This window comes from Streptomyces sp. NRRL S-646 (assembly GCF_000720765.1).
Classification (GTDB): Bacteria; Actinomycetota; Actinomycetes; order Streptomycetales; family Streptomycetaceae; genus Streptomyces.
In genome coordinates this window covers 67,673-90,658 of record NZ_JODC01000008.1, presented here as the reverse complement: position 1 = coordinate 90,658, position 22,986 = coordinate 67,673, and the positions used below count along the sequence as shown (strand labels likewise).

The window sequence follows — 22,986 nt, the reverse complement described above, 5'->3', positions numbered from 1 at the left end:
CCTACCTGCGCCGCCACGGCAGTACCGCCGGATCGGTCTCGGCGTTCTCCACCCGGTGCAGGGCGTCGCTGATGGCCTCGCCGATCTCGGCGAACTGCCGTACCTGTTCCGGGGTGAGGGCGTCGAACACCGCCCGGCGCACGGCGTCGACATGGCCCGGGGCCGCCCTCTCCAGCAGGGCGTGGCCCTCGTCGGTGAGGACGGCGAGCTGGCCGCGGCCGTCGGCGGGGTCCTCGCGGCGGTCTACGAGGCCGACCTCCCGCAGCCGGTTCACCGCATGGGTGAGCCGACTGCGGGTGATCTTGAGTCGCTGGGCCAGTTCGGACATGCCGAGGACGCCGTCGGGCGTCGAGGAGAGATAGGCGAGCAGGCTGTAGTCGGCATGCGTCATGCCCGCGTCGCGCCTCAGCTGGCGGTTGAGATAGTCGGCGAGCAGCGTGGAGAAGTCGACGTAGGCCAGCCAGGCACGTCGTTCCTCGGCGTTGAGCCAGCGTGGCGTGGTGGACATGGGGACACCCTATCGGATATCCGCTTGAATCTTCAAACATTTCGTGTTCTGCTGTTCCGGTGTTCCTCGCCCAGCCGGGCGTAGTAGTGGACGAGGTCGGGGGCGTCCACGGCGGCCGGATTGACGACCTGCTCGACGGGGGCGCCCTGCGGCACGCTCCACCCGCACCCGCATCCTGGAAGCGGCCCGGCACGAGCTGGCCCGCAACCCCGACAGCACCCTCGCCGACATAGCCGAGGCGGCCGGGGTCGCACGTCGCACGGTCCACGTCCACTTCACCGGCCGGTCCGCGCTGGTCGAGGGCATCGCCGCGGACGCCGCAGAGGCGATACGCGGCGCCGTCGCCGCCACCGGCGCTCCGGGCGCCGACGCCGCGGCCGACCTGGCCCGCTTCGTCCTCACGCTGTGGCCGGTCGGCGACCGCCACCGCGTCCTGATCGGCCTTGCCCGCCAGGACCTCGGCCCCGACCAGGTCGACGAGGTCCTCTCCCCTGCCCGTGCCAGGGTCACCGCGATCCTCGCCCTCGGTCAGCAACAGGGCGTCTTCCACACCCGCCTCCCGCCCGCTCCGCTCGGCCGAGCCCTCGAAGCGCTCCTGCTCGCGCTCCTGGACGAGGTCAACGCCGGGAGCTGGGCCGACGACGGCACACGGGCCGCCACCGCGGCACTGATCGCCGCAGGAGTCGGCAGCGATGCCGCAGTCACCAGGGTTCACCGTCTGCACACCACCGGGCAGGCACACCCACCCCTCTGAAGGGGAGCTCATGCACCAGCCCGACCACGGCTACGAGGACGACGTCACCTACGCGTCGTTCGAGCCGATCCCGCCGCCGCCCCGCAGGAGGCGACGGCCGGCCTTCGTAGCCGGCGCCGCCCTGGCCGCGCTGGTCCTCATACCTCTTGCGGTCGACCGGGCCGCGGCTGCCCACGCAGAGTCGCGCACGGCGACGGCCTTCCAGCAGGGCATGGGCACACCCGAGCGGCCGCAGGTCCACGTCCACGGCTTGCCCGTGCTGACCCAGCTGGCCTCCGGCACGCTGCGGCACGTGGAGATCACCGCGCACGACCTGCCGGCCGACGGGTCCGACCGCCCGCTGCCCGTGACCCGGCTCGACCTCGATCTGCGCGGGCTGACGAAGTCCGACGACGACACCGAGGCGCGGGCCCGCTCGGCCCGGGCGACCGCCTTCCTGTCCTACCCGGACCTTTCCAACGCCCTGGGCCTGGAGGTGTCCCAGGGAGCGGGGCCCGGCCGGATCAGCGCGAAGGTCCAGCTGCCCTTCGGCGACGAGATCACCGTGACGACGACGGTCTCGGCGGCCTCCGGCAACCGCATCACGTTCGGGAAGTTCACCGTGGCGGGCGGCGCGCTGCCCTCCGCCGGTGAGACGCTGCTCAACAAGATCTTCGACCGGCCGATCCGGCTGCGGAACATCCCCGACGGCCTGCACCTGCGTTCCGTCACCACCACGGCGACCGGCCTCAGCACCCACTTCTCGGGCAAGTCGGTGACCTTCCGCGCCGACGACGGCTCGCAGAGCAACTCGACGCAGGACAGCGCGTCGTACGGGAGTGCCTGAGAACCATCGTCCGCGATCCGGTCCGCGCCGCGAGACGCCCTGCTTGCGCAGGGCGGCGGTCAGCCACGGGTGCGTCACCTTGTCGACGACGACCACGTACTGCTGCGGCTGCACGGCCGGCACCATACCCAGACCTTCGTCTCACAGGCCGGAGCCGCCGTAAGTTTCCGCCAGTCCGACGAAGTTCCCTCCCGCCGCGCATAATCGGCCCATGCAGGCTGCTCAGTTGCCGGAAGTCATGTCGGACTCGTGGGCACAACAGGCCAGTTGGTCGATGGCGGCCAACCGCCGGAAACGGCTGATCGGCCGAGTCCGGTCCGCTGTCCTCCTGTGCTTCGTGCTCGCCGCTGTGCTGGGAACGTCGGCGGCACAGGTCGGTTCGGGCCACGAAACCACAGCCCAGTGGCTGGCGTTCGGTGCGGCGGTCGCCGCGGGCTCCATCGCCGTGCTGAACGGCCGCGTCGGGCAAGGGCAGATCCAGGACTGGACCCGGCTGCGCTCGGTGAGCGAGGCTTACAAGACCGAGGTGTACTCCTGTCTCGCCGGAGTCGGTGCCTACCGGACGACGGACGCGGCTGCCGTACTGAACAACGCCGTGAACGGCATCCGGGCCGAGGCCGCCGATCTGCTTCATCATGTCGCGGACATCCCGGTAGCCCCTTCCCGGCCGCTACCGGAGGTCGACGGCATCGACTCCTATGTGCAGGTCAGGGTGCGAGGCCAGATCGACGGCTACTACCGTCCCCGGGCCCTTCGGATGCGTCGCCGCCTGCGGGCGGTGCGACGGACAGAACTCCTGCTCGGCGGGCTCGCGGTCCTGCTCGGTGCCTGGAGTGGCGCCTTTCATGTGGAGCAGGCCGCTGCCTGGGTCGCGGTCGTCTCCACGGTCTCGGCCACGGTCGTCGCCTATTCCACCGCGGCCAAGTACGAGTACCAGGAGCTGGAGTTCCTCCGAACGGCAGACGAGCTGGAGCGCCTCCTGTCGGAGTGGCGGCTGTCCGGGGACCGGACGTCACAAGCGGAGGACGCGCTGGTCACTCGGTGCGAGCACGTCATCTCGGTGCTCAACGACACCTGGATGGTCAAGTGGAGTTCCGAGTCGTAGAAGTGGGTGCGGGCGACGTCGCCGGTGGGTCGTACAACCCTATGGAGGCTGCCCGCCGCAGTCGCTGCTCGGCCACCCGCGCCATGGCCCTGTTGCTCAGGCACGACGGACACCAGGGGAGACGGACCAGCAGTCCGGACCGAGTGGCCACATAGAGGTCGCCCGTGGAACCCTCGGCCTCCGCCGTCGGCAGGGTGAGCATGGAGCGCACCCCGCCGGCGATATGGGTCAGCACCTGATGCGGGTCGATGTTTTCGCTGGGGCGCAGGACCACGGAGCCGTCGCTGTAGCCGATCGCGAAGGCTTCCCCGGTCGGGTCGTACGCGGCGGCGAGCGCGAGTTGGGAATCGGGCCGGGAGTCGATGATCGAGCCCCACTCGAACGTGCCGTGGCCTCGGGGACGGGTGACCTGGGTGCAGCCGCTGAGACCCGTTCCCTCTCCCACCGGCAGGAGCTGCGGCCCGGGACCGGTGGCGATGGCTTCGATGTCCGGGCCGCAGCCCACCCGGTGCAGCCAGGTGAGCGACTTCCCGGAGCCGGGTGCGAGGGAGTACACGTCTCCCTTGGGGGTGCCCAGAAAGAGCCCGTCTCCGGACGGCGCCACAGCGACCGCGCGTACCCCCGGCTCGGGAACGTGGATCCTCCCCGTGACCCGACGGGAGCGGGCGTCCGCCACCAGTACGTCGCCGTACAGACAGGGCAGGTACAGCGTGTCCCCGGTGCGGGAGAAGACGGGTCTGACGGGAGTGCAGTCGCCTGGGATGGCGAGTGGGCGGGTCGTACCCGTGGTGAGATCCACGATCCGCACCCGCGCCGCGTCCGTGTCCACGACGGCCGCGTTCCTTCCGCCTCGGTCTGCGGCGGCGTAGTTCACCGTGCCCTCGACGCCGAGCGTGCGGACGACCGTGCCCGAGTCGCGCCTCACCATGCGCAGCCTGCCCTCCCGGCTCGCGACCCAGAGGTGTGCCGCATCCTGTGCAGGGAGGACGTCCTGGAACCATTCCTCGGGCCGGTCGAGGACGACCGTTCCGTCGGCGAAGCGCCAGGAGACGACGCGGCGGCCTGCGAGCGCCCAGATGCGATCGCCCCGCCGGGTCCACACCAAGTCAGTGACGGCAGCGGGTGCTCCGCGCAGCAGGTCCCGCACCGTGCCGCGGGCGAGGTCGACGAGGGCGACCCCGGCGTCCGTGGCGACCGCCGCCCACCTGGCGTCGGGTGAGAGCCGGGCCGTCCGTGCCGCGGATCCGAGAACGACGGTGCGCCACAGCTCACCCCGGCGCAGCACTTGGACCTGGGCCTTGCCGGCATGCAGGCGCACCTCCAAGGATCCGCCCGTCTCGGCGCCGTCCGGCGCGGGCGCCGGGCCGCCGGACACCCGGCGTGCTGAGCGCTCGGAGTGATCGTCCGCTCCGCGAGCCCAGCGGGAGCCGTCCCGCGCGGTGACGCGGACCTTGGAGGAAACAGTCGCGTCGGTGAACCGCAGGGCCGGCTCGGGAAGGGTGAAGGCGTCGTCGGGCAGGTCGACCGCCAGCGCCTCTTCTTGGATCACGGCATACGCCACGGACTCCTTGTCTCCCCGCGTGGCGGCCAGTTCCAGACCCTTGTACGGGTCGTCCTCGATCACGGCGAGCGCGCCGCGGGTGCTGAGATACACCTCGGCCTGCCGTGCCAGCCGCGCGTTGACCTCCTTCTCGGTACCGGGCGCGACCCGGCCGGAGACGTAGGCGACCAGGAGCAGGAACGTCAGCGCCACGGACACGGCTGCCTGTCGCCTGGTGCGGCGCCGACTCGCCCCGATGAAGGCCCACTCGATCGGTGACAGCTGACGCTCGCCCCGCAGCGCCTCGAACCGCCGGCGCAGGCGTCGCGGCGCCAGCCCCTTTCCCTTGCGTCCGTCGCGATCCCAGTCCCGTGCCCGGACCGACAGCTCGGTAGCCGTGCCATGCAGACGACCGCTGTGCTGCCACATACGGCGCACCTGCTCCGCCGCGGCGGTGAGGTCCTGACCGACCGGCACCTCCAGACGCGTCTTGTCGAAGCGCAGCGCGTAGGCCGCCTCGGTCGCGCACGGGGCCGAGGCACGCCAGTGGTCGCTGTCGCAGACCAGGAACAGGTCGCAGGCCTGGACCGCGTCCTCGACCTCGTCCCGCCAGGGGACTGAGAACGGGATGCCCTGACGGTCGATCCAGTACTTCACCTCACGCCCGGCGAGTTCCTGAAGCAGCAGATCGACCCATGCCTGGTCGCGGCGGCTGTACGAGATGAAGACGTGATGCAGCACTTCAGTCCTCCACCGGTGCGGGCAGCGGCCGGCACACGCCGATGCCGAGCACGCGGCGTGTGTCGTCGTCGACTTGGGTGAGCTGGCGGTCCGTCCAGCAGCCGGAGAGCCTTTCTCTGAGGAGGGCGATGAGCCCGGCGTCGGTGGTGCAGCCCGGACACCCCGGCGCCTGCCAGAGCCCGCCGTCCCATGCCCGCACGAGCGGCGTGGTACCGGACCATCCGACGGCCACGGCGGGATCACCACCGGGGATCCGCCACCGTGCCACCACGCGGGGGATGTTGTCGGACATCCGCAGGGACACGACGGCAACGTCCCCCGACTTCGCCGCAGCCACGAGTTGGGAGCCGTCCTCCGACACCGCGGAGGCGACCAGGTCACCGGCGAACAGCCGCATCCTGAACATGCCCTGCCAGGGCGTCTCGACGACGACGCGGCCGCCGTCCGCGCGTACGGCGACGCTTGCCTTCGCCGCCCGGGTCCCCGTGTGCAGGGAGCCGGCCGTGCTCACCGTCCGCGGTCCCGCCGGCGCCTGCCACCAGGTGCTGTTGTAGGCCCCGAAGCAGCCGAGCAGATCCCTGTACGGGGACAGCACCAGCCCGTTCAGGCGGGGGACGTCGCGGCACACCACGCCGAGGTCTCCTCCGTCGGCCAGCCGGATGACGTGGGCCCGCTGGTCCTGGCCGCCCGCCACTACCCTGTGCCCGCTCAACAGGCCGACCGTCGTCGTGCGTTCGGGTACGGCCACACCGGTGGGGGCCGGAGCCCGGCCGGGGCGCATCTCCCACAGTTGGCGGTCGGCTCCCGTGAAGACCGCGTACACCTGGTCGGGTGCGACGGCGCCGGCGGCGATCAGTGGCCTGTCGACGTCGGCACTCGCGAGCACCTTCCCGGTGAGCACGTCCACCAGCCGGTACCTTCCCGGTGACACGGTGACCAGTGCCCGCGCGCCGCCGTCCGCGGTCGCTTCCAGGGACAACAGGCTGTCGTACCGGGCGCCGACCGTCCGGAAGTGCCCGTCGTCCAGCGAGCCGACGACGAGCCGGTGCTCGCGCCCCACCACCACGTCGCCCGCGGTTGTCATACGCAGGGCCGCGTAACCACTCTCCACATGCCCGAGCCGACGCACCTTCCGGGCTCGCACATCGACGACCGCGGTTCCCTTCTTCCCCACCGCGACCACCGTCCGGCCGTCGGCCGCGGCGGAGATGTCCGCGTACCCGGGCCCCAGCCGCACCTGCCAGAGCACCGCGCCCGCACGGATGTCGTACAGACCGAGACTGTCCACGCCCTTCGACACGTCGCGCACCAGGACGGCCACGCGCCGGGCGTCGGGTAACAGCGACATCCCGTCGATCGTCGTGTGGTCGTCCTCGCCGAGGCCCACCACCGGCCCGCCCAACGACCAAGGCACGGACAGCAGTGAGGCCAGCGTCTGCCGGGCCAGCACTCTCTGAGAGGCGTTGCCGCGCAGGAGCAGCCGAGCGGACTGCAGCGACGACCACTCGGGCATCTCACGCGCGGTCGCCGGTTCACCGAATGTGACCGTGGCGTTGAAGTTCGTTCCCCTGACCTGCAGAATCCGCGGCACCGTCACGGCGACGACCAACGCCATGAAGGCCGCCAGGGCCGTACCGAGCCCGCGCCGTCGCCGCCGCCGAGTCCGGGCCTTTCGCGTGTACTGGTAGGACGCCTCGACGAACTCGCCGACGGGTCCCCCGGCGTCGATGTAGTTGTCCTCCCGCAGCGTTGCCAGCAACTCGCGGGCCTCGGCCGCCCGGCCGTGGTCGCCAATCAGGCGGTCCGCATTCCGGCCCCCACGTATCCATGCCTCGGCTTCGGCCCGTAGGTTCCGCAGTCCACGCACCTGCTCGGGGTCGCTGAGGGCGGCGGCCAACGCCGTGCCGAACGCGGTGACAGGTGACGCCGGATCCAGCGACACCCAGTTGACGGGGCGCAGGTGCTCGGGCGCCCGGCTGCTGCGGACACCGTCGATCCGCATCGGTACCAGCCGCACCCCACGCAGCCGTTCGATCCGATCCCGCCACTCCTGGTCGTCCACGGCGGCCTCGGAAATCAGGACGACCACGACGTCCGCGGCGGCCTCGTCGACCGAGGAGAGCCCTGCGGCCACGAGGAAATCCCGCAGCGATCGCGCTGTCACCGCGTCCTCTGCCACGGACACAACGGTGACGTTGGGTACCGGTCTGTTTACGGACATGCCCCATTACAGCGGATGTTGGGCATCTCAATCAGCTGATCGTCACTTTTCACCGATCCCGAACTCCGCACCGCTGAAGGAGACTTCACCACCGCAGGGGCCGGGGGCTGCGGCGTACTTCTCCGGCTCCGGCAGCCTCCGCTCACGCCGCCGGTGGAGCAGTACCAGCGCCACACCCACGGCCAGGCCCAGTGCGGGCAGGACAGGGAAGCGGCCGTCGTCGGTGAAGCCGTGCGTGGCCAAGTGGCTGAGGGCGGTGGTGCACCCGGCCAGGCCCGGCCAGAGCAGCCAGGGGCGGTACGGGCCGGCGTCCGGGCGGATCCGCTCGTACCACTTCACCAGGGCGCCCTCCCACGACCGCAGGGCTGACACCACAGCGACCAGGACGAGGCCGAGCACCAGCAGCCAGGGCACGCGCAGTGCCCACCAGGCGGCGGATCCCAGGGCGGGTTCGGGCGCGAGGCCGGTGAGGTAGAACGCGGCGGCGGCCACCAGCACCGGCAGCATGTGCCACAGATACAGCGTCATGCTGACGCCGCCCACCGGACGCACCACCCGCCACACCCGCTCGCGCTCCAGGAGGCGTCGGAGCACCGGTGCGGCGAGGAGGCAGGCGCCCACCTGGGCGGCCGCCCACGACAGCATCGCCGCCGAAGGGGGGTTGGTGTTGCTGGGCGTCTGCCCGGTGACCAGGATCAGGCTGAGCGGGAAGGGGCCGAGCTCGACCAGCAAAGCGAAGGCCAGTCCGCCGCCCGCGGTCAACACCGTCGGCAGCAGCGTGCGGCGCCCGGTCAGCAGGCCGTCGCGCCAGCAGAAGCCGAGCTGGTAGGCGACACCCCAGACCAGGACGTAGTTGAGCAGGCCGACGCGGGGGGCGTGCGCCGTGAGCACCACCGTGTCCGCGATCAGGGCGACCGCGCCCATGGCCACAGGGACGGCGAGCCCCCAGCGCCGGTGCGCCGCGTGCAGGATCGGCGTCAGGGCGCTGAGCAGCAGATACACCGGCAGGAACCAGAACTGCATCGCCATGGCCCACCCGACGAGCGCGAGGGTGCCCGGGTCGACGCCGACCGTCGAGCAGACCCCGACGGCGAGCAGGACCAGGCCGCTGTACAGGGCCGTCGGCAGCAGCAGGCGCACCGCCCGTCGCCCCACCCAGCCGGTGGCCGTGCCGCCCGCCGACCGCGTCCGCGCCCAGGAGCCCGCCGCCGCATGGCCTCCGGCCAGGAAGAACAGCGGCATGATCTGGAAGAGCAGCGTCAGCCACTGGGTCCAGGGCACGCTCGCCAGTAGTTCGGGGGCGGTGAGCTCACCGTCGGACCCGTGCAGCAGGGCGGTGATCAGCCAGTGGCCGAGCACGACCAGGACGATCGCCCATGCCCGCAGGAAGTCGACGTACCGGTCTCGGCTCATGCCTCGTCATGCTGCCGCAGCCGCACGACCGATACGGCGGGACGTGCGGGCCGCAACCAATCCGTGCCCGGTACGAGATCACCCGGATCCGCAGCTCACTCGTCCGCGGCCGGCTCCTCGCGCGGGACGATCGCCGCGATCTCCTCGACCACCGCGCTCGCCTGCTTCTCCGGCACGCCGGCCGCGATCAGCGTGGCGACGGCCGTACGGGTCCCGTCGTCCTCCAGCGCCCCGGTGTTCACGTCCTCCAGCAGCGCGACCGTCATCCCCTCGAGTCCGGCGCTCAGCACTGCGGGCGGCAGATGGGAGTGGAAGACACCGTCCCGCTGTCCGCGCTCCAGGATGGCCGTGACCACCTCGCGGGCCGGGGCCAGGACCTCGGTCACCCGCTCCGCGCCCAGGTCCCGCCGGGCCAGGCCCAGCAGCATGCGATAGCGGTCCCCCACCGGCCAGATGCGGAGCATGAAGTACGCGAGGGCCCGGTCGGCGGTCTCCTCGGGCCGCACCCCGTCCACCAGCACCTCCTTGAACGTCTCGGACGCCTCTTCGGCGAGTGCCTCCAGCAGGGCCGAGCGGCCGGGGAAGTGGCCGAAGAGCGTGCGCCTCACGACACCTGCGGCGCGCGCGAGTTCCTCGAGGGTGACGTCGGGGTTTCGGCCGAGCTCCCGGCGGGCCGTGGCCAGGATGCGCGCCCGGTTGGACCGCGAATTGCGGCGCAGCGGCACACGGGCGGCGGGCTTGGTCACGGATCAACCTCGGCGGTGTGTGGGCGGGCGGGCCGAGCAGGGGCAATGGCGTCCATTTTGGCACGGCGCCCGTCTGACGAGACCGGCTACGCAGCAGGCAGTAGGCGACACTCGGCCAGATATGGCCAGATTCAACCATCCCCCGTGTGCGGAGTGACATTCATCTGTCACTGTGCGCTTATTCGAGTGTCGAGATCTTTTCGACGTCATTCGGGAGGGATGCGTGTGCTGAGACGTGAGGCGTTCCGGCTTCCCCGGCATCCGGCTTCGGTCGGCTTCGCCCGGTACCGGGTACGGCAGCATCTGGCCAGCTGGGGGCACGCATCGAACGACGAGATGACGGAGCGGGTCGTCCTGCTCGCCTCCGAGCTGGCGGCGAACGTCGTGCGTCACGGGCCCATCCTGGAGCGCGAGTTCGAGATGGCGGTGACGGCGCGGGCGGACGGCTCCTGTTTCATAGCCGTCTCCGACGAGAGCCCTGCGCAGCCGGTCCTGCATGACGTGCCCACCGGCGAGGACGAGAAGGGGCGCGGCCTGCACCTCGTCGACCAGCTCGCCCAGAACTGGGGTGTACGGCCCCGCGGACGCCACGGCAAGACCGTGTGGGCCCTGGTCCGCCACCCCCGCCCGCACACCGTCGCCGGCTTGCAGAAGCCGCGCAGGTAGCGCACCGCCCGCGTCAGCCGCCGGAGGATTCGGCGAGTGCGGCGGCGCGCTGTTCGAGCCTCTTCAGGGCCGTCTCGCTCCACTGCAGGTTCGCCCGCTCGAGGGCGATCCCGCCCTGCAGGGTGAGGTAGGGGCCGATGCGCTCGGCGGTGGCGAGGTACTCGTCCTCGGTGCGTCCGTCGAGCATGCGCTCCTGCATGCGCCGGTAGCGGGCGAGCTTGGCGGTGGCCCGCTCGAAGCGCTCGGCGACCGAGGCCCGTACGGCCTCGAAGTCCCCGACGTCACCGATGTCGACGCACTGGACCTTGACCATCAGCTCGTCCCGCAGGGCCGGCGGCTTGGCCGGGGCCTCGCCGACGTAGTCGCGCAGGACCTGCAGGCCGGCGTCGGTGAGCGAGAAGAGCCGCTTGTTGGGCCGGCGCTCCTGCTGGACGACCCGCGCGGAGACGAGCCCCTCGCTCTCCATGCGCTCCAGTTCGCGGTAGAGCTGCTGCGGGGTGGCCATCCAGAAGTTGGCTACGGAGGCCTCGAAGCCCTTCGCGAGGTCGTATCCGGACGCCTCACCCTCCAGAAGCGCGGCCATCACCGCGTTGCGCAGAGCCATTGCCCCAATTTAACACCTTGTTGATTAGTCAATAGGACGACTAATGCGGTGTGGGGCCCGGCGTCCCGGCGGCCCGAGAGAGGTCGCCGAGGTGTGCGTGCAGCACGTCGGTGCAGGTCTGCGGGGTCAGGATCCCGGGATGCAGAACGGCACCCAGGCCGAGTCCGTCCAGCAGCGCCGTCAGGCGCTCGGTCTCGAGGCCGAGGTCAAGGCCCGGGCGCAGGACGCCTGTTGAGTCGAGCCGGGTGAGCACACGCCGCACCAGCGCTCTCGTGCCTTCGGCGGTCCGGCGCGTCAGGTCACCGAAGGCCGGGTCGGTGCGGGCGGCGGTGTTGAAGTCCAGGAAGACGGTGACTTCGGCGCGGCGCTGCTCGTCGAGGGGCAGCAGCTCGGCCAGGAGCCCGGCGGCGAGCCGGAGCTGTTCGGGGCGCGGGTGGCTACCCAACTCCCCCATCGCCTCGACGCGTTCGAGCAGCCGGCCGCCGACCCGGTCGAGCATGGACTGCATCGCGAAGCGCATCAGCTCCTGCTGGCCTGCGAAGTAGTGGCGCAGGGAGCCGATGTTGAGCTGCGCCTCGTCGGCGACGGCCCGCAGCGAGGTGCGTTGCAGGCCTTCACGGACGACGACTCGGAAGAGGGCGTCGACGACGTGGCGGCGGCGGGCGTCCGGGTCCACAACTTTGGGCATGGAGCTTTTTTATCACAGCCGTGCTACAAAGGATTTATCACAGGCGTGATACCAACGGGTGGAGGCATCTTCGTGGAGACATACCTCAATCTCATGCTCATCAGGTTCGGTGTGGTCGTGGGCGGTCTGGTGGTGCTGGCACTGCTGGTCTTCGCCGTCGCCCTGAGGCTCAGGCGCAGGGGCAGGCTGGACGAGGTGCGCCGGTATGCGGAGCCCGCCGCGCGGGCCGGACTACGGGCCGCGGCACGGCGGCTGGAGGGCGGCGGGCAGGGCGCGTCCTGGTCGCGCCGGCAGGACGGCCGGCGATGACCGGCCTGGCAGCGGGCTCCTCGGACGTCCTGCAGCACCTGTTGCTCGACCTCGTGCTCAAGGCCGTCATCGCGCTCGTGGCGCTGGGCGTCCTGGCGCTCGGGATGAGGGCGATCCGGCGGCGCACTCCCCGCCCGCCACGTCCCCCGCGCCCCTGACCCCGCGCCTGCCGACCCGGTTCCTCCTACGGTTCAGGAGGGTCCGTCGGCGAGTGCGGTCACCGGGAGCAGCGCGGGCCGCTTGGCCTGCCGCCCGTCACCGGAGGAGCGGCCCCGCACCCGCCGTACGATCCAGGGCCCCAAGAAGGCGCCGGCCCAGCGCAGTTCGGCCCCGGCGGCCCGCAGGCCGGTGCGGGCCACCGCTTCGGGAGGCAGCGGCCGCGTCCAGCTGTCGTCACTGCCGGGCAGGTCGAGGGCGTGGGCGACGGCGGCCGCGATGAGGGCGTGGCCGCGCGGGCTCGCGTGCAGCCGGTCGGCGCTCCACATCCGGGGATCGGTCACCGCCGGGTGGGGCCATGAGTCGGCCACCGCGACGCCGTGCCGTCGGGCCGCCTCCCGGATGCGGGCGTTGAGGGCGAGGACGCGGGGTGCGAGCAGCCGGGCCGAGGGGGCGAGCCGGCCGGGGTCGGGGAAGGTGACCGTCGCGACGCGGGCGCCCTGTCCGGTGAGCGCGGCGAACATGGCCTCCAGCTGGCCGGCGACCTCGTCCGCGTCGAACCGGGGCCGCAGCACGTCGTTGAGGCCGGCGACGACCGTGGCGAGGTCGGGCCGCAACTCCAGGGCGGGCGCCAGCTGTTCGGCACGCACCTGCCCGGCCAGCCGCCCGCGCACGGCGAGGTTGGCATACAGCAGGCCCGGACTCTCCCGCGCGATCTGCTCGGCGAGCCGGTCCGCCCACCCGCGCAGCCCCCGGACGTCGTCGCCGTCGCCGACGCCTTCGGTCTGGCTGTCACCGACAGCGACGTACCGCAGATATCCACTGCCGGCCACGGACCTACCGCCTTCCGTTGACACCGCACGACCACCGACGCATAGGTGATTAATCTCTTACTCGCATTGTTGACTATATCAGCGCCCGAAGATCATGAGGCACGTAGGCTCAGGCACATGGTTGAGCATCGAATGGTTGACGTGAACGGCATTCGGCTGCACGTGGCGGAGGAAGGCGAAGGCCCCCTCGTCGTGCTGCTGCACGGCTTCCCCGAGTCCTGGCACTCCTGGCACCACCAGTTCGGCCCGCTGGCCGAGGCGGGCTTCCGCGTGGTCGCCCCCGACCAGCGTGGATACGGACGCAGCGACCACCCCGCCGAGGTGAGCGCCTACAGCATCCTGCACCTGGTCGGCGACGTCGTCGGGCTGATCCATGCACTCGGCGAGGAGAAGGCGTTCGTCGTCGGGCACGACTGGGGCGCCCCGGTCGCCTGGCACACCGCGCTGCTGCGGCCGGACGTCGTGCGCGGCGTGGCCGGTCTGAGCGTGCCGCCGCCGTTCCGGGGCTCCCGGCCGCCGCTGGCCGTCATGGACGAGAGGTTCGACGGCCGCTTCTACTGGAACTACTTCAACCAACCCGGTGTCGCCGACGCCGAGTTCGCGCAGGACACCCGCACCACGCTGCGGAAGTTCTTCTACATGGCCTCCGGCGACGCGCCCGGTGCCGGCGCGGGCGAACAGCCGCTGATCGAACCCGGCCAGGGCTGGCTGGCGACCATGCCGGAGCCCGAGACCCTGCCGGAGTGGTTCACCGAGGAGGACCTCGACGCGCTGACCGAGAGCTTCTCCCGGGGCTTCACCGGGGCGCTCAACTGGTACCGCAACCTCGATCGCAACTGGGAACTGACCGCGCCCTGGCACGGCGCGGTCGTCGGCTCGCCCGCCCTGTACGTGTACGGCGACCGCGACCTGGTCCCCGCCTTCCCCGGCACACCCGAACTCATCGCGGCCCTGCCGGACCTGATGCCCGACCTGCGCCGCAAACCCGTCAAGTTGGCGGGCTGCGGTCACTGGACGCAGCAGGAGCGTCCCCGCGAGGTGAACGAGGCGCTCATCGACTTCCTCACCGAACTCGCGTGACCTGTGACGTGATCAGTGGACGGACAGTCCGCCGTCGACGAAGAGGGCCTGCCCGGTGACGTAGGCGGAGGCGCGGCTCGCCAGGAAAACCGCCGCGCCGGCGAAGTCGTCGGCCAGGCCATTGCGCCCGACCATGGTGCGCGCGGCCAGCGCCGCCACCTTCTCGGGGTCCGAGGACAGCCGCTCGTTGAGCGGGGTCATCACGAAACCCGGCACGAGCGTGTTGCAGGTGACGCCGTACGGCGACCACGCCTCGGCCTGGGAACGGGCCAGGGACTCCAGCGCCCCCTTGGACACCCCGTAGGCACCGCTCTGCACGAACGCCCGGTGCGCCTGCTGGGAGGTGACGTGGATGATCCGTCCGAAGCCCCGTTCGGCCATGCCGGGGCCGAACCGCTGTCCCAGCAGGAAGGGCGCCTCCAGGTTCACCGCCATGGTGGTGTCCCAGACGTCCTCGCCCAACTCCCCCATCGGCGGCCGCAGGTTGATCCCGGCGCTGTTGACGAGGATGTCGGGCTCCCCGAACACCCCGGCCGCCTTTTCGGCCGCCGCACGCACGCCCTCGCGGCTGCCCAGATCGGCGCTGACCCAGGCCGCGCGGCACCCGTCGGCCGTCAGCTCATCGACCGTGGCGGCCAGCTCGGCCTCCTTGCGCGCGACGACTACTACACTCGCCCCGGCGCGTGCGAGGGCCCCGGCGATGGCTCGCCCAATGCCGGAACTCCCGCCGGTCACCAAGGCGTTGCGGCCGTCGAGCGAGAACAGTTCGGAGAGGTATGTCTGCGAGATCATGCCCGCACTCTAGACACGCCGGGCACAGCGCCCCGAAGGGGCGCGAGGAACTGCGCGACCAGCCACGACGGCGCCGCAGACGCAAGACTGCACTTCGCGGCACCCCCTTCGCCGCACGCCCAGCGGAGCGCTCACGCTGCGGTGTACCCGAGTTGACGCCTCATGTACGGCGTCATGAGGGTCTTCGCCTTGGCCAGCACCGAGGTGCGGCCGCCGAGGACCGCGCTCTCGCCGCCCGGCACGGGCAGCAGGGTCAGCCCGTCGGCCGGGCCGAAGGGCACGATGAGCGGGGTGCGGTGGAGCGCCCGGTAGAGCCGGGGTTCCTTGCGGTGCTTGCCGGAACTGTTCAGGTAGGTACGGATGTTCCAGGCGGCGAGGTCGGCCTGGGCGAGCGCGGCGGGGGTGATCTTGAGTTCGGTGGCGTCGTTCACGTCGCCGACGGCGAACACGTCCAGCCGTCCCTCGACCCGCAGGGTGCGGTCGACCCTGACGTGCCCGGCCGGGTTCAGCCAGTCGCCGTGTCCGCCCAGGCGCAGCCAGAGCGTGTTGGGCGTGGTGCCCGTCGCCCAGAAGGAGAGGTCGGCCTCGATGACGGTGCCGTGCGCGTCGCGATAGGTGCCGAAGTCGTTACCGGGCGACATGAACGAGTCGAGGCGCACTTCGACGTCGTGGGACTCCAGCCAGGCCCGCGCCCTGCGGCCGGCCCTCTCGACGCCGGTGGAGTGCAGCAGCGCCGGCCCGGAGTGGGCGAGCGTGACCCGGGCATCCGGCCGGGCCAGGCGCACCTCGGCGGCGAGTTCGACGCCGGAGGGGCCTCCGCCGACGACGAGGACATGCCCGGCCGCCGCTACCTTCTCCTGATGCCCGGCGAAGGACTTGACCGCCTCGTCGGTGGTGGTGCCGGTGAAGCGGGCCGGCTCGGGGTAGTCGGCGCCGGTGGCGATCACCACCACGTCGTACGGCAGCTTCTCCCCCGTCGCCAGGACGACCTGGCGCTCCGTGGTGTCGACACGGACCGCCTTGCCCACGGCCACCCGGCCGTTGCGCAGCAGTCGGTCGTACGGGATGAAGGGGGTCACGGACCACTCCGGGCGAACTCCGGCGCGCAGCGAGGCGATACGGTGGAAGAAGACCTCCTTGCGGTCCACCAGCGTGACCCGCGCCACCGAGTCAAGTCGTTTCGCCAGCCGTACTCCCGCGTAGCCGCCGCCGATCACTACTACGTCGCCGTCGCGCACAACGCGTCTCCTGTGCCTGTGGGGGATGCGAGCGCCGCGATGTGGGGGCTTCCTCGGCCACTCGAACTGCGAACGAGCGTACCGCTTGAAACTTAAAGCTCTCATGGGGCTTTGTGGGAATTCCGTGAAGCGAACGCGACGGCATGGATGCGGCGCGGGCCTGGTGCTCACGTCCCCCGAGGCGTGGGGCGTACCAGGCCGGTCTGGTAGGCGATGACCACGAGTTGGGCGCGGTCGCGGGCGCCGAGTTTGGTCAGGGCGCGCTGGATGTGGGAGCGGACGGTCAGGACGCTCAGGAAGAGCTGCCCGGCGATCTCGTCGTTCGATTTGCCTTCGGCGGCGAGGGCGGTGATCTCCCGTTCGCGCGGTGTGAGGTCGTCCAGGCGTTCCGGGGGCGCCAGGAGGGGGCCCGGGGCCGGTCCGGTGAGGAAACGGGTGATCAGGGCGCGGGTGGCGCCGGGTGAGAGGAGGGCCTCGCCGGAGGCGACGGTGCGGATGCCGGACAACAGGACGTCGGTGGTGACGTACTTGCCCAGGAAGCCGCTCGCACCGACGCGCAGTGCCTTGGCCACGTACTCCTCGGTCTCGAACATGGTCAGGACGAGCACGCGGGTGCCCGACAGTTCGGGGTCGTCGCAGATGGCGGCGGTGGCGGCCAGACCGTCGGTACCCGGCATGCGGATGTCCATCAGGACGACGTCGGGGTGCCGGGCGCGGGCGAGGTCCACCGCTTCCTGGCCGTTGGCGGCCTCGCCGACGACCTCCATGTCCGCACAGGAGTCGATCAGGAGCTTGAACGTGCCCCGCAGCAGGGCCTGGTCGTCTGCGAGCAGGACGCGGACGGTCACGGAGTCGCCTCGTGTTCTTCTGGGGCCTGGGAGTGGAGCGGCAGAGCGGTGGCGACCTCGAAGCCGCCCTCGGGACGGGGGCCCGCCCGCAGGTCGCCACCGACGGAGTGGGCGCGTTCCCGCATGCCCATCAGGCCGAAGCCGCCGCCGAGGACGGCCGGGGCGGTGTCGGTGCCCTCATTGGTGACCGTGATCAGCAGGCGGGAGCCCGAGTAGGCGAGCCTGACGTGGGCGGCCCGGTCTCCGGCATGCTTGGTGGCGTTGGTGAGGGCCTCCTGGATGATGCGGAACGCCGTCAGGTCCACGCCCGGTGACAGCAGCCGCGGCTCTCCCTCGGTGCTGACGGTGACATCCAGGCCGGCCGACTCGCACGCGGCGATCAAGTCGGGCAGCCGGTCCAGGCCGGGAGCCGGTTCGAGGGAGTCGGTGTCGGGGTCGCCCGCCTGACGCAACACGCCGACGGTGGCCCGCAGTTCGAGCAGCGCCGAGGACGTGGTGGCGGCCAGCTCGGCCAGGATTTTCTGCGACTGCTCGGGGTGCGTGGAAGCCAGGTGGGCGGCGGTGCCCGCCTGGGCGTTGGCGACGGCCATGTGGTGGGCGACCACATCGTGGAGTTCCCGGGCGATACGCATGCGCTCCTCGGCCACCCGCAGGCGTGCCTCCTCCTCTCGGGTGCGTTCGGCGTGGGCGGCGCGCGCGTGCACGGACTCCAGGTAGGCCTGCCGCAGCCGGGCCCTTCCGCCGCCGACCAGGGGCAGCATCAGCCACAGGATCGGGCCGACGGTCCGCAGCAGCACCATAGAGGTCGAGTGATTGTTCAGTACGCCAGTGCTCACGACCAGGGCCATGGACACCGCGCCGTACACACGCGTCGTCCGAACGTCGGTGCCGGAAGCCAGCCAGAACAGGGCGAGCATCAGAGGAGCCAGCAGCAGCGGGGTGAGCAGATAGCCCAGGGAAGCGGTGATCACCGTGCAGACCGTGGCCACGACGACGGCGGTGCGCGGACGGTTGCGCCCCTTCAGCACAGCCAGACAGGAGATCGCGGCGAGGAGCTCGGCGGGCCACTGCTCGCGTGGCTGGTCGGCGCCGGGGATGTTGAGCGAGGCACCGAGGACCGCACAGCCGAACAGCCCCAGTCCCAGCACCGCGTCCATGGCGCGCCGGTAGCGCGCCGATGGACGCTCCAGGCTGCTGGTCATCGTTTCTCCAGATGAAGAGGGTGGGTCCATGGTGGACCAGGTGCGGTGTGGAGTGCCGTACGGGCCGCCCCCGGCCTTCGCCAGGAGCGGGCCCGGGAACGGGCGGGGATGGCCCGTCAGACGCGTGCCTCGGCCGGCTCGTCCTCGGCTGCAGCCAGGGGCACGGGCTCGGCCGGATGCCGGGTGAGGGCCTCGCCCTCCACGTCGACGCGGGGCAGGATGCGGTCCAGCCACTTCGGCAGCCACCAGGCCTTGTCGCCGACCAGCGCGAGCACGGCGGGAACGATCGCCATCCGGACGACGAAGGCGTCGAAGAGCACGGCGCAGGCCAGGCCGAAGCCGATCATCTTGATCATGGAGTCGCTCTCGCCGATGAATCCGGCAAAGACCGCGACCATGATCAGGGCGGCGGCCACGACGACGCGGGCGCTGTGCCGGAAGCCCGAGACGACCGCCTGCTCGGCCGATTCACCGTGGACGTACGCCTCCCGCATCCGCGAGACGAGGAAGACCTCGTAGTCCATGGCCAGCCCGAAGACGATGCCCACCAGGAAGATCGGCATCAGGCTCATGATCGGCCCGGTCTGCTCCACCCCGAACAGGCTTGCGGCGTGGCCCTGTTGGAAGACCAGGACGACGGCTCCCAGGGCCGCCAGCACCGACAGCAGGAAGCCGACCGCCGCCTTCAGCGGGACGAGCAGGGACCGGAAGACCACCAGCAGCAGCACGACGGCGAGCCCGACGACGGTGATCAGATAGGGGACCAGCGCGGCCTGGACCTTCCCGGCGATGTCGATGTTCAGTGCGGTGGTGCCGGTGACCTCGAAGGACGCGTCGGCCGTCGTTTCGATGGCGGGACGTTCCGCGCGGATGGTCTTGACGAGGGTCTTGGTCTTCTCGTCGGTGGGGCTGGTGGACGGGGTGGCGGTGAACACCGCCGTGTCCTGGGCCTTGTTGAAGTGGGCCGGGGAGACAGAGACGATCCCCTTCGTGCCGGCGACCTTCTCGCTGATCGCGCTCACGGCGCTCTTGGCGTCGGCGGTGCCCTTGGCGTCCACGACGATGGTCAGCGGCCCGTTGAAGCCGGGGCCGAACCCGTCGGCGAGGTCGTCGTAGGCGCGGCGTTCGGTGGTGGAGGTGGACTTGGCCTCGTCACCGGACATGCCCAGCTGCAGGCCCGTCATGGGTATGGCGAGGGCGCCGAGGCCCAGGACGCCCAGCAGCAGGACCGGGACGGGGCGACGCAGGACGAGCCGCGCCCAGCGGGTTCCGCCGTTGTCGCTCCCGCTCTTCCCGGTGTTCCTGGTCCTGGCGAAGGGCAGCCGGCGGCCGCGTCCCTTGCCGCGCGCAGCCCCCGACAGCACCGCGCCCGGCCAGAAGCCGAGGAGGGCCGGAACCATGGTCAGTGCGATGAGTACGGCGACGACGACCGCCCCGGCCGCGGCCAGGCCCATCTTGGTCAGCATCGGGATGCCCACCACGGCCAGACCGGCCAGCGCGATCACCACCGTGAGCCCTGCGAAGACGACCGCCGACCCCGCCGTACCGACGGCAAGACCGGCCGCCTCCTCGGGGTCGTGGCCCCTGGCGCGCTCCTCGCGGTAGCGGGAGACGACGAACAACGCGTAGTCGATGCCGACGGCCAGGCCCAGCATCATCGCCAGTGTGCTGGTCGTCGTGGACAGGCCCAGCGGCTCTGCCAGGGTCATGATCGTGAACAGGCTGACGCCGACGCCGAGGATCGCGGTCAGCAGCGGCAGCCCCGCGGCGACCAGCGAACCGAAGGTCACCAGCAGCACGACGGCGGCCACCGAGATGCCGACGATCTCGGCCACTCCGCCCGGTCCCCCGCCGCTGTCCATCGCGGATCCGCCCGCCTCGACGGTCAGGCCCGCTTCCCGTGCCTGGTCGACGGCATTCTGCAGCGCCGTCCGGCTCGCGTCGGTGACGTCCGCGGACTTCACCTTGAAGGTGACGGTCGCATACGCCGTCGAGCCGTCCTTGCTCACCGCCTTTGCCCGGAAGGGATCGGCGACGTCGGCGACCTGCGTTCCGTCGCCCAGCTCGGCCACCGCCTTCTCCACGGCCGCCCGGTTGTCGGACGCGGTCACCTTCTGCCCGTCCGGGGCGACGAACACGACCCGGGCGGTGGCCCCCTCGGCGGTCGTGCCGGGGAAGCGCTCACCCAGCAGGTCGTACGCCTTCTGGGACTCGATGCCCGGCATCGAGAACCCCTCGTCGGCGGCGGCCGGGGCCTTCATGGCGCCCAGTCCGACGGCGGCCAGGACCGCCACCCACATCAGGGCGACGTACCAGCGCCGCCCAAAGGCCAGCCGGCCCAGTCGATACAGAAAAGTAGCCACGTCAGGGAACCCCACATCTGCTCTCGTTTGCCCACTCAGGCTGTCCTGGCAGGGGTCTGTTCGTCGTCGTCCGGCTACTGGGACTGCGGCCTACTGAAGTCGCAGGAGCATCTACTGAATCCGCAGTACGTGTCCGGCTGGTCGTCTCGTGCGCCGGTACGACGACGAGCGCGTCAGCCGGAGGCGCGGACCGCGCGGAGCACGGCCTGCGCCATGCCGCGCTCACCCCGCTCGTTGGGGTGCACCGGCGCCGCCAAAGCCGCCGGGACCAGGGGCTCGACCCAGCGCACATCCCGCTGCGCACAGGCGTCACGTCCGGCGGAGGGCGTGTAGGTGTCGATGTACGAGGCCCCGGCGGCGTGTGCCCGGCTCCGCAGCATGGCGTTGAGCTGCTGCTCCTGCTGCCGTAGAAAGCTGACGTCGCCGGGCGCCAGCCCCATGGCGCGCCCGCAGCCGGCGGCGCCCTCGGCGGGCAGGATCGCCGGATAGCCGACCACGAACACCCTGGCCTCGGGCGCCCGGCGCTCGATGTCGTGCAGCACGCCGGTCAGCCGCCCGCCCGCTGCTTCGATCTTCGCGGCGATGTCTTCGGTGCCGTCGGACACGTACCGCGCCTTGCAGGGAGCCTTGTCCGGCGGTGGGCCCCCGAAGCGGTTCTCCAGCTGGTAGCCGAGGCCGGCCTGGACGCATGTGGTGATCATCGAGCTGAAGCCGATGTCGTTGCCGCCGATGCCCAGGGTGACCAGCCGGGTCGCCCTGGACACCGCCGACAGCTGGGCCGGATTGGTCCCCTGGTCGGTGGACTGGGCCGCAGACAGGTCGGCCGTTGTGGCTCCGCTGCAGCTCAGGTCATGGAACTCGCCTTGTTTCAGGCCGAGTTCGCGGGCGACGAGGGCGGGGTAGTTGTGGTCGGAGCGCTCGCAGCCGGCGGGTTTCCCGCTCTGGCCGGGGACCTTCGGAGCGGCCGTATAGGAGTCACCCAGTGCGACATAGGGCCCGTTCGGGAGTGCGATCAGGGACGATGCAACGCCGCCGCCACCGCTGCGGCCGACAGCGACCGCGGTCACGAGCGCGGCACACGAGACGGCCGCCGCCAGCCCGAGCCTTGTACGAGTTCTCATCCGCGGTCCCGCCTTCCGCCGACCCGGCCCCTCCGGACACGGACACGGCTCAGGCTCGCCGGGCAGGGCCCTGCCCGTCGTCGTCCCTGTGCAGGCACCGGCCGTAGTGAAGGCGCCGTAGCCGCCACCGGTTCCGTCCTCCGGAGGTACGACGCGCCGGGCGCGCGCCAAAGGGGCGCGGGGCTGTATCCATATGCGGCTCCGCCGCGTGGGCGCGACCAGCCACGACGGTGCCGCAGACGAGCGCACTCCGGCGGTGCGCTAGGGCAGGCGCTCCAGCGCAGCCGCCACGCCCGCCTGGCCGACGGCGTCGATCAGTGCCTGGCCGATCACCGAGACGGGCTCGCGCGCCGGGAGAACCAGGCCGATGCGCTCCGTGCGCACCGGGCGGACCAGGGGGACGGCCTGCATACCCGCGGGCACGCCGAAGACGTGGAGCCAGGCGTGCGGTACCACGCTCGCCCAGTGCCCGGCTCTGACCTGCGCGAACAGCGAGGCGATGGAGTCCGTCTCCACACGCGGGGTCACGGAGACGCCCGCCGCCTCGAAGGCCGCCTCCAGGACCTGACGCCCCTGCATTCCGGGATGCAACAGGCACAGCGGGTACTGGGATGCCTCCTCCCAGGAGATCTCGGCCGGGCCGGAGTCGCGGGCGGAGTGCCGGATCAGCAGGACGTAGCGCTCCTGGTACAGCGGGACGAACTTGAAGCCGTGTTCGACGACGGTGCTGTGATAGGTCACTGCGGCGTCGAGCTCGTACGTCTTGAGACGGTCGACGATGTCCACGGACTGCAGGTCGGCGAAGACCTGCACGGTCGCCAGCGGGTTGGCGACGCAGAACGGCTGGGTCAGGAGCGCGACCGCCGTGGCGGCGGTCGGGACGGTGCCGATGCGCAGCCGTCCGGTCAGCCCGGCCCGCAGCGCCTGGATCTCGCCCTGCATGGCGTCCCGGTCGGCGAGGATGCGCTGCGCCCACAGGACGACACGCTCGCCCTCCGGTGTGAGGCCGTCGAACCTGCGGCCCCGCTGGACCAGGGGGATGCCGAGCTCGTCCTCCAGTTTCCGGATGCCCTCGGACAGGGTCGGCTGGGAGACGTAGCAGGCCTGTGCGGCCTTCGCGAAGTGGCGGGCCCGCGAGAGGGCGACGAGGTATTCGAGTTGACGCAGCAGCACCTTCCCATGATCCCTCGCCCACGGCCGCGTGGCGCCGCCGGTCCCGAACACGCTGCACT

23 protein-coding genes are annotated in these 22,986 nt (G+C 71.3%); 7 read left to right on the top strand and 16 right to left on the bottom strand.

What is annotated here, in order from left to right:
• Window position 1 precedes the first annotated feature (1 nt).
• On the bottom strand, window positions 2–508 hold the full coding sequence (locus IH68_RS0120410; RefSeq protein ID WP_030937230.1) for a MarR family winged helix-turn-helix transcriptional regulator: 507 nt from the start codon (window positions 506–508) through the stop codon (window positions 2–4).
• 32 nt (window positions 509–540) lie between these two features.
• Complete coding sequence (locus IH68_RS59160; RefSeq protein WP_267883737.1) at window positions 541–663, bottom strand: hypothetical protein; 123 nt, start codon at window positions 661–663, stop codon at window positions 541–543.
• A gap of 17 nt (window positions 664–680) precedes the next feature.
• On the opposite strand from IH68_RS59160, the gene IH68_RS53250 reads away from it, so the two are divergent.
• From IH68_RS53250 to IH68_RS0120395, 3 genes are all read left to right on the top strand, one after another.
• Window positions 681–1,262: a TetR/AcrR family transcriptional regulator gene (locus IH68_RS53250; RefSeq protein WP_078912568.1), complete on the top strand. Its 582-nt coding sequence runs from the start codon at window positions 681–683 to the stop codon at window positions 1,260–1,262.
• A gap of 10 nt (window positions 1,263–1,272) precedes the next feature.
• Window positions 1,273–2,088 (top strand): DUF2993 domain-containing protein, encoded by an 816-nt coding sequence (locus IH68_RS0120400; RefSeq protein ID WP_030937227.1) that lies wholly within the window; start codon window positions 1,273–1,275, stop codon window positions 2,086–2,088.
• 211 nt (window positions 2,089–2,299) lie between these two features.
• A complete protein-coding gene (locus IH68_RS0120395; protein ID WP_063763532.1) occupies window positions 2,300–3,193 on the top strand; it encodes a DUF4231 domain-containing protein in 894 nt (297 codons plus the stop codon).
• Here IH68_RS0120395 and IH68_RS0120390 read toward each other — a convergent pair.
• The 4 genes from IH68_RS0120390 to IH68_RS0120375 all read right to left on the bottom strand — a co-directional run bounded on the left by IH68_RS0120390 (window position 3,171) and on the right by IH68_RS0120375 (window position 9,854).
• On the bottom strand, window positions 3,171–5,474 hold the full coding sequence (locus tag IH68_RS0120390; RefSeq protein ID WP_030937223.1) for a toll/interleukin-1 receptor domain-containing protein: 2,304 nt from the start codon (window positions 5,472–5,474) through the stop codon (window positions 3,171–3,173). The genes IH68_RS0120395 and IH68_RS0120390 overlap by 23 nt on opposite strands.
• Window position 5,475: 1 nt before the next feature.
• Complete coding sequence (locus IH68_RS56415; protein WP_159403702.1) at window positions 5,476–7,653, bottom strand: hypothetical protein; 2,178 nt, start codon at window positions 7,651–7,653, stop codon at window positions 5,476–5,478.
• Window positions 7,654–7,737: 84 nt separating this feature from the next.
• Window positions 7,738–9,108: an acyltransferase family protein gene (locus IH68_RS0120380; RefSeq protein ID WP_078912534.1), complete on the bottom strand. Its 1,371-nt coding sequence runs from the start codon at window positions 9,106–9,108 to the stop codon at window positions 7,738–7,740.
• 95 nt (window positions 9,109–9,203) lie between these two features.
• Window positions 9,204–9,854, bottom strand: a complete 651-nt coding sequence (locus IH68_RS0120375) for a TetR/AcrR family transcriptional regulator (RefSeq protein WP_030937217.1) — start codon at window positions 9,852–9,854, stop codon at window positions 9,204–9,206.
• A gap of 225 nt (window positions 9,855–10,079) precedes the next feature.
• On the opposite strand from IH68_RS0120375, the gene IH68_RS0120370 reads away from it, so the two are divergent.
• On the top strand, window positions 10,080–10,520 hold the full coding sequence (locus tag IH68_RS0120370) for an ATP-binding protein (protein WP_030937215.1): 441 nt from the start codon (window positions 10,080–10,082) through the stop codon (window positions 10,518–10,520).
• A 13-nt stretch (window positions 10,521–10,533) separates the two neighbouring features.
• Here IH68_RS0120370 and IH68_RS0120365 read toward each other — a convergent pair whose 3' ends face one another.
• Entirely contained in the window at window positions 10,534–11,124 is a 591-nt protein-coding gene (locus tag IH68_RS0120365) for a PadR family transcriptional regulator (protein ID WP_030937213.1), read from the bottom strand.
• 40 nt (window positions 11,125–11,164) lie between these two features.
• The gene (locus IH68_RS0120360) at window positions 11,165–11,812 is read right to left on the bottom strand and encodes a TetR/AcrR family transcriptional regulator (RefSeq protein ID WP_030937211.1); all 648 of its coding nucleotides are present in this window, start codon (window positions 11,810–11,812) and stop codon (window positions 11,165–11,167) included.
• A 72-nt stretch (window positions 11,813–11,884) separates the two neighbouring features.
• On the opposite strand from IH68_RS0120360, the gene IH68_RS0120355 reads away from it, so the two are divergent.
• Both IH68_RS0120355 and IH68_RS57205 read left to right on the top strand, forming a co-directional pair.
• The gene (locus IH68_RS0120355) at window positions 11,885–12,121 is read left to right on the top strand and encodes a hypothetical protein (protein WP_037885012.1); all 237 of its coding nucleotides are present in this window, start codon (window positions 11,885–11,887) and stop codon (window positions 12,119–12,121) included.
• A complete protein-coding gene (locus tag IH68_RS57205) occupies window positions 12,118–12,279 on the top strand; it encodes a hypothetical protein (protein WP_199931901.1) in 162 nt (53 codons plus the stop codon). The genes IH68_RS0120355 and IH68_RS57205 overlap by 4 nt, the downstream gene beginning before the upstream one ends.
• Before the next feature lie 33 nt (window positions 12,280–12,312).
• Here IH68_RS57205 and IH68_RS0120345 read toward each other — a convergent pair whose 3' ends face one another.
• Window positions 12,313–13,110, bottom strand: a complete 798-nt coding sequence (locus IH68_RS0120345; RefSeq protein WP_030937207.1) for an SGNH/GDSL hydrolase family protein — start codon at window positions 13,108–13,110, stop codon at window positions 12,313–12,315.
• A gap of 117 nt (window positions 13,111–13,227) precedes the next feature.
• Here IH68_RS0120345 and IH68_RS0120340 point away from each other — a divergent pair, with 117 nt between their 5' ends.
• Window positions 13,228–14,190 carry an alpha/beta fold hydrolase gene (locus IH68_RS0120340; RefSeq protein WP_030937205.1) on the top strand — a complete coding sequence of 321 codons (963 nt, stop codon included), beginning with the start codon at window positions 13,228–13,230 and terminating at the stop codon, window positions 14,188–14,190.
• Window positions 14,191–14,202: 12 nt separating this feature from the next.
• Here IH68_RS0120340 and IH68_RS0120335 read toward each other — a convergent pair whose 3' ends face one another.
• From IH68_RS0120335 to IH68_RS0120305, 7 genes are all read right to left on the bottom strand, one after another.
• A complete protein-coding gene (locus IH68_RS0120335; protein ID WP_030937203.1) occupies window positions 14,203–14,982 on the bottom strand; it encodes an SDR family NAD(P)-dependent oxidoreductase in 780 nt (259 codons plus the stop codon).
• Window positions 14,983–15,113: 131 nt separating this feature from the next.
• The gene (locus IH68_RS0120330) at window positions 15,114–16,220 is read right to left on the bottom strand and encodes an NAD(P)/FAD-dependent oxidoreductase (protein WP_030937201.1); all 1,107 of its coding nucleotides are present in this window, start codon (window positions 16,218–16,220) and stop codon (window positions 15,114–15,116) included.
• Between the two features lie 167 nt (window positions 16,221–16,387).
• A complete protein-coding gene (locus IH68_RS0120325; RefSeq protein WP_030937199.1) occupies window positions 16,388–17,068 on the bottom strand; it encodes a response regulator transcription factor in 681 nt (226 codons plus the stop codon).
• Entirely contained in the window at window positions 17,065–18,270 is a 1,206-nt protein-coding gene (locus IH68_RS0120320; protein ID WP_030937197.1) for a sensor histidine kinase, read from the bottom strand. The genes IH68_RS0120325 and IH68_RS0120320 overlap by 4 nt, the downstream gene beginning before the upstream one ends.
• Before the next feature lie 116 nt (window positions 18,271–18,386).
• Complete coding sequence (locus IH68_RS0120315; RefSeq protein WP_159403701.1) at window positions 18,387–20,633, bottom strand: MMPL family transporter; 2,247 nt, start codon at window positions 20,631–20,633, stop codon at window positions 18,387–18,389.
• Window positions 20,634–20,806: 173 nt separating this feature from the next.
• The gene (locus tag IH68_RS0120310; protein ID WP_030937193.1) at window positions 20,807–21,754 is read right to left on the bottom strand and encodes an SGNH/GDSL hydrolase family protein; all 948 of its coding nucleotides are present in this window, start codon (window positions 21,752–21,754) and stop codon (window positions 20,807–20,809) included.
• A 261-nt stretch (window positions 21,755–22,015) separates the two neighbouring features.
• Window positions 22,016–22,927: a LysR family transcriptional regulator gene (locus IH68_RS0120305; protein ID WP_030937191.1), complete on the bottom strand. Its 912-nt coding sequence runs from the start codon at window positions 22,925–22,927 to the stop codon at window positions 22,016–22,018.
• Window positions 22,928–22,986 lie beyond the last annotated feature (59 nt).

Coding starts and splice junctions, on each gene's coding strand:
- IH68_RS0120410 (WP_030937230.1), bottom strand. CDS start 508: ATGTCCACCACGCCACGCTGGCTCAACGCCGAGGAACGACGTGCCTGG.
- IH68_RS0120400 (WP_030937227.1), top strand. CDS start 1,273: ATGCACCAGCCCGACCACGGCTACGAGGACGACGTCACCTACGCGTCG.
- IH68_RS0120395 (WP_063763532.1), top strand. CDS start 2,300: ATGCAGGCTGCTCAGTTGCCGGAAGTCATGTCGGACTCGTGGGCACAA.
- IH68_RS0120380 (WP_078912534.1), bottom strand. CDS start 9,108: ATGAGCCGAGACCGGTACGTCGACTTCCTGCGGGCATGGGCGATCGTC.
- IH68_RS0120365 (WP_030937213.1), bottom strand. CDS start 11,124: ATGGCTCTGCGCAACGCGGTGATGGCCGCGCTTCTGGAGGGTGAGGCG.
- IH68_RS0120360 (WP_030937211.1), bottom strand. CDS start 11,812: ATGCCCAAAGTTGTGGACCCGGACGCCCGCCGCCGCCACGTCGTCGAC.
- IH68_RS57205 (WP_199931901.1), top strand. CDS start 12,118: ATGACCGGCCTGGCAGCGGGCTCCTCGGACGTCCTGCAGCACCTGTTG.
- IH68_RS0120340 (WP_030937205.1), top strand. CDS start 13,228: ATGGTTGAGCATCGAATGGTTGACGTGAACGGCATTCGGCTGCACGTG.
- IH68_RS0120335 (WP_030937203.1), bottom strand. CDS start 14,982: ATGATCTCGCAGACATACCTCTCCGAACTGTTCTCGCTCGACGGCCGC.
- IH68_RS0120320 (WP_030937197.1), bottom strand. CDS start 18,270: ATGACCAGCAGCCTGGAGCGTCCATCGGCGCGCTACCGGCGCGCCATG.
- IH68_RS0120310 (WP_030937193.1), bottom strand. CDS start 21,754: ATGAGAACTCGTACAAGGCTCGGGCTGGCGGCGGCCGTCTCGTGTGCC.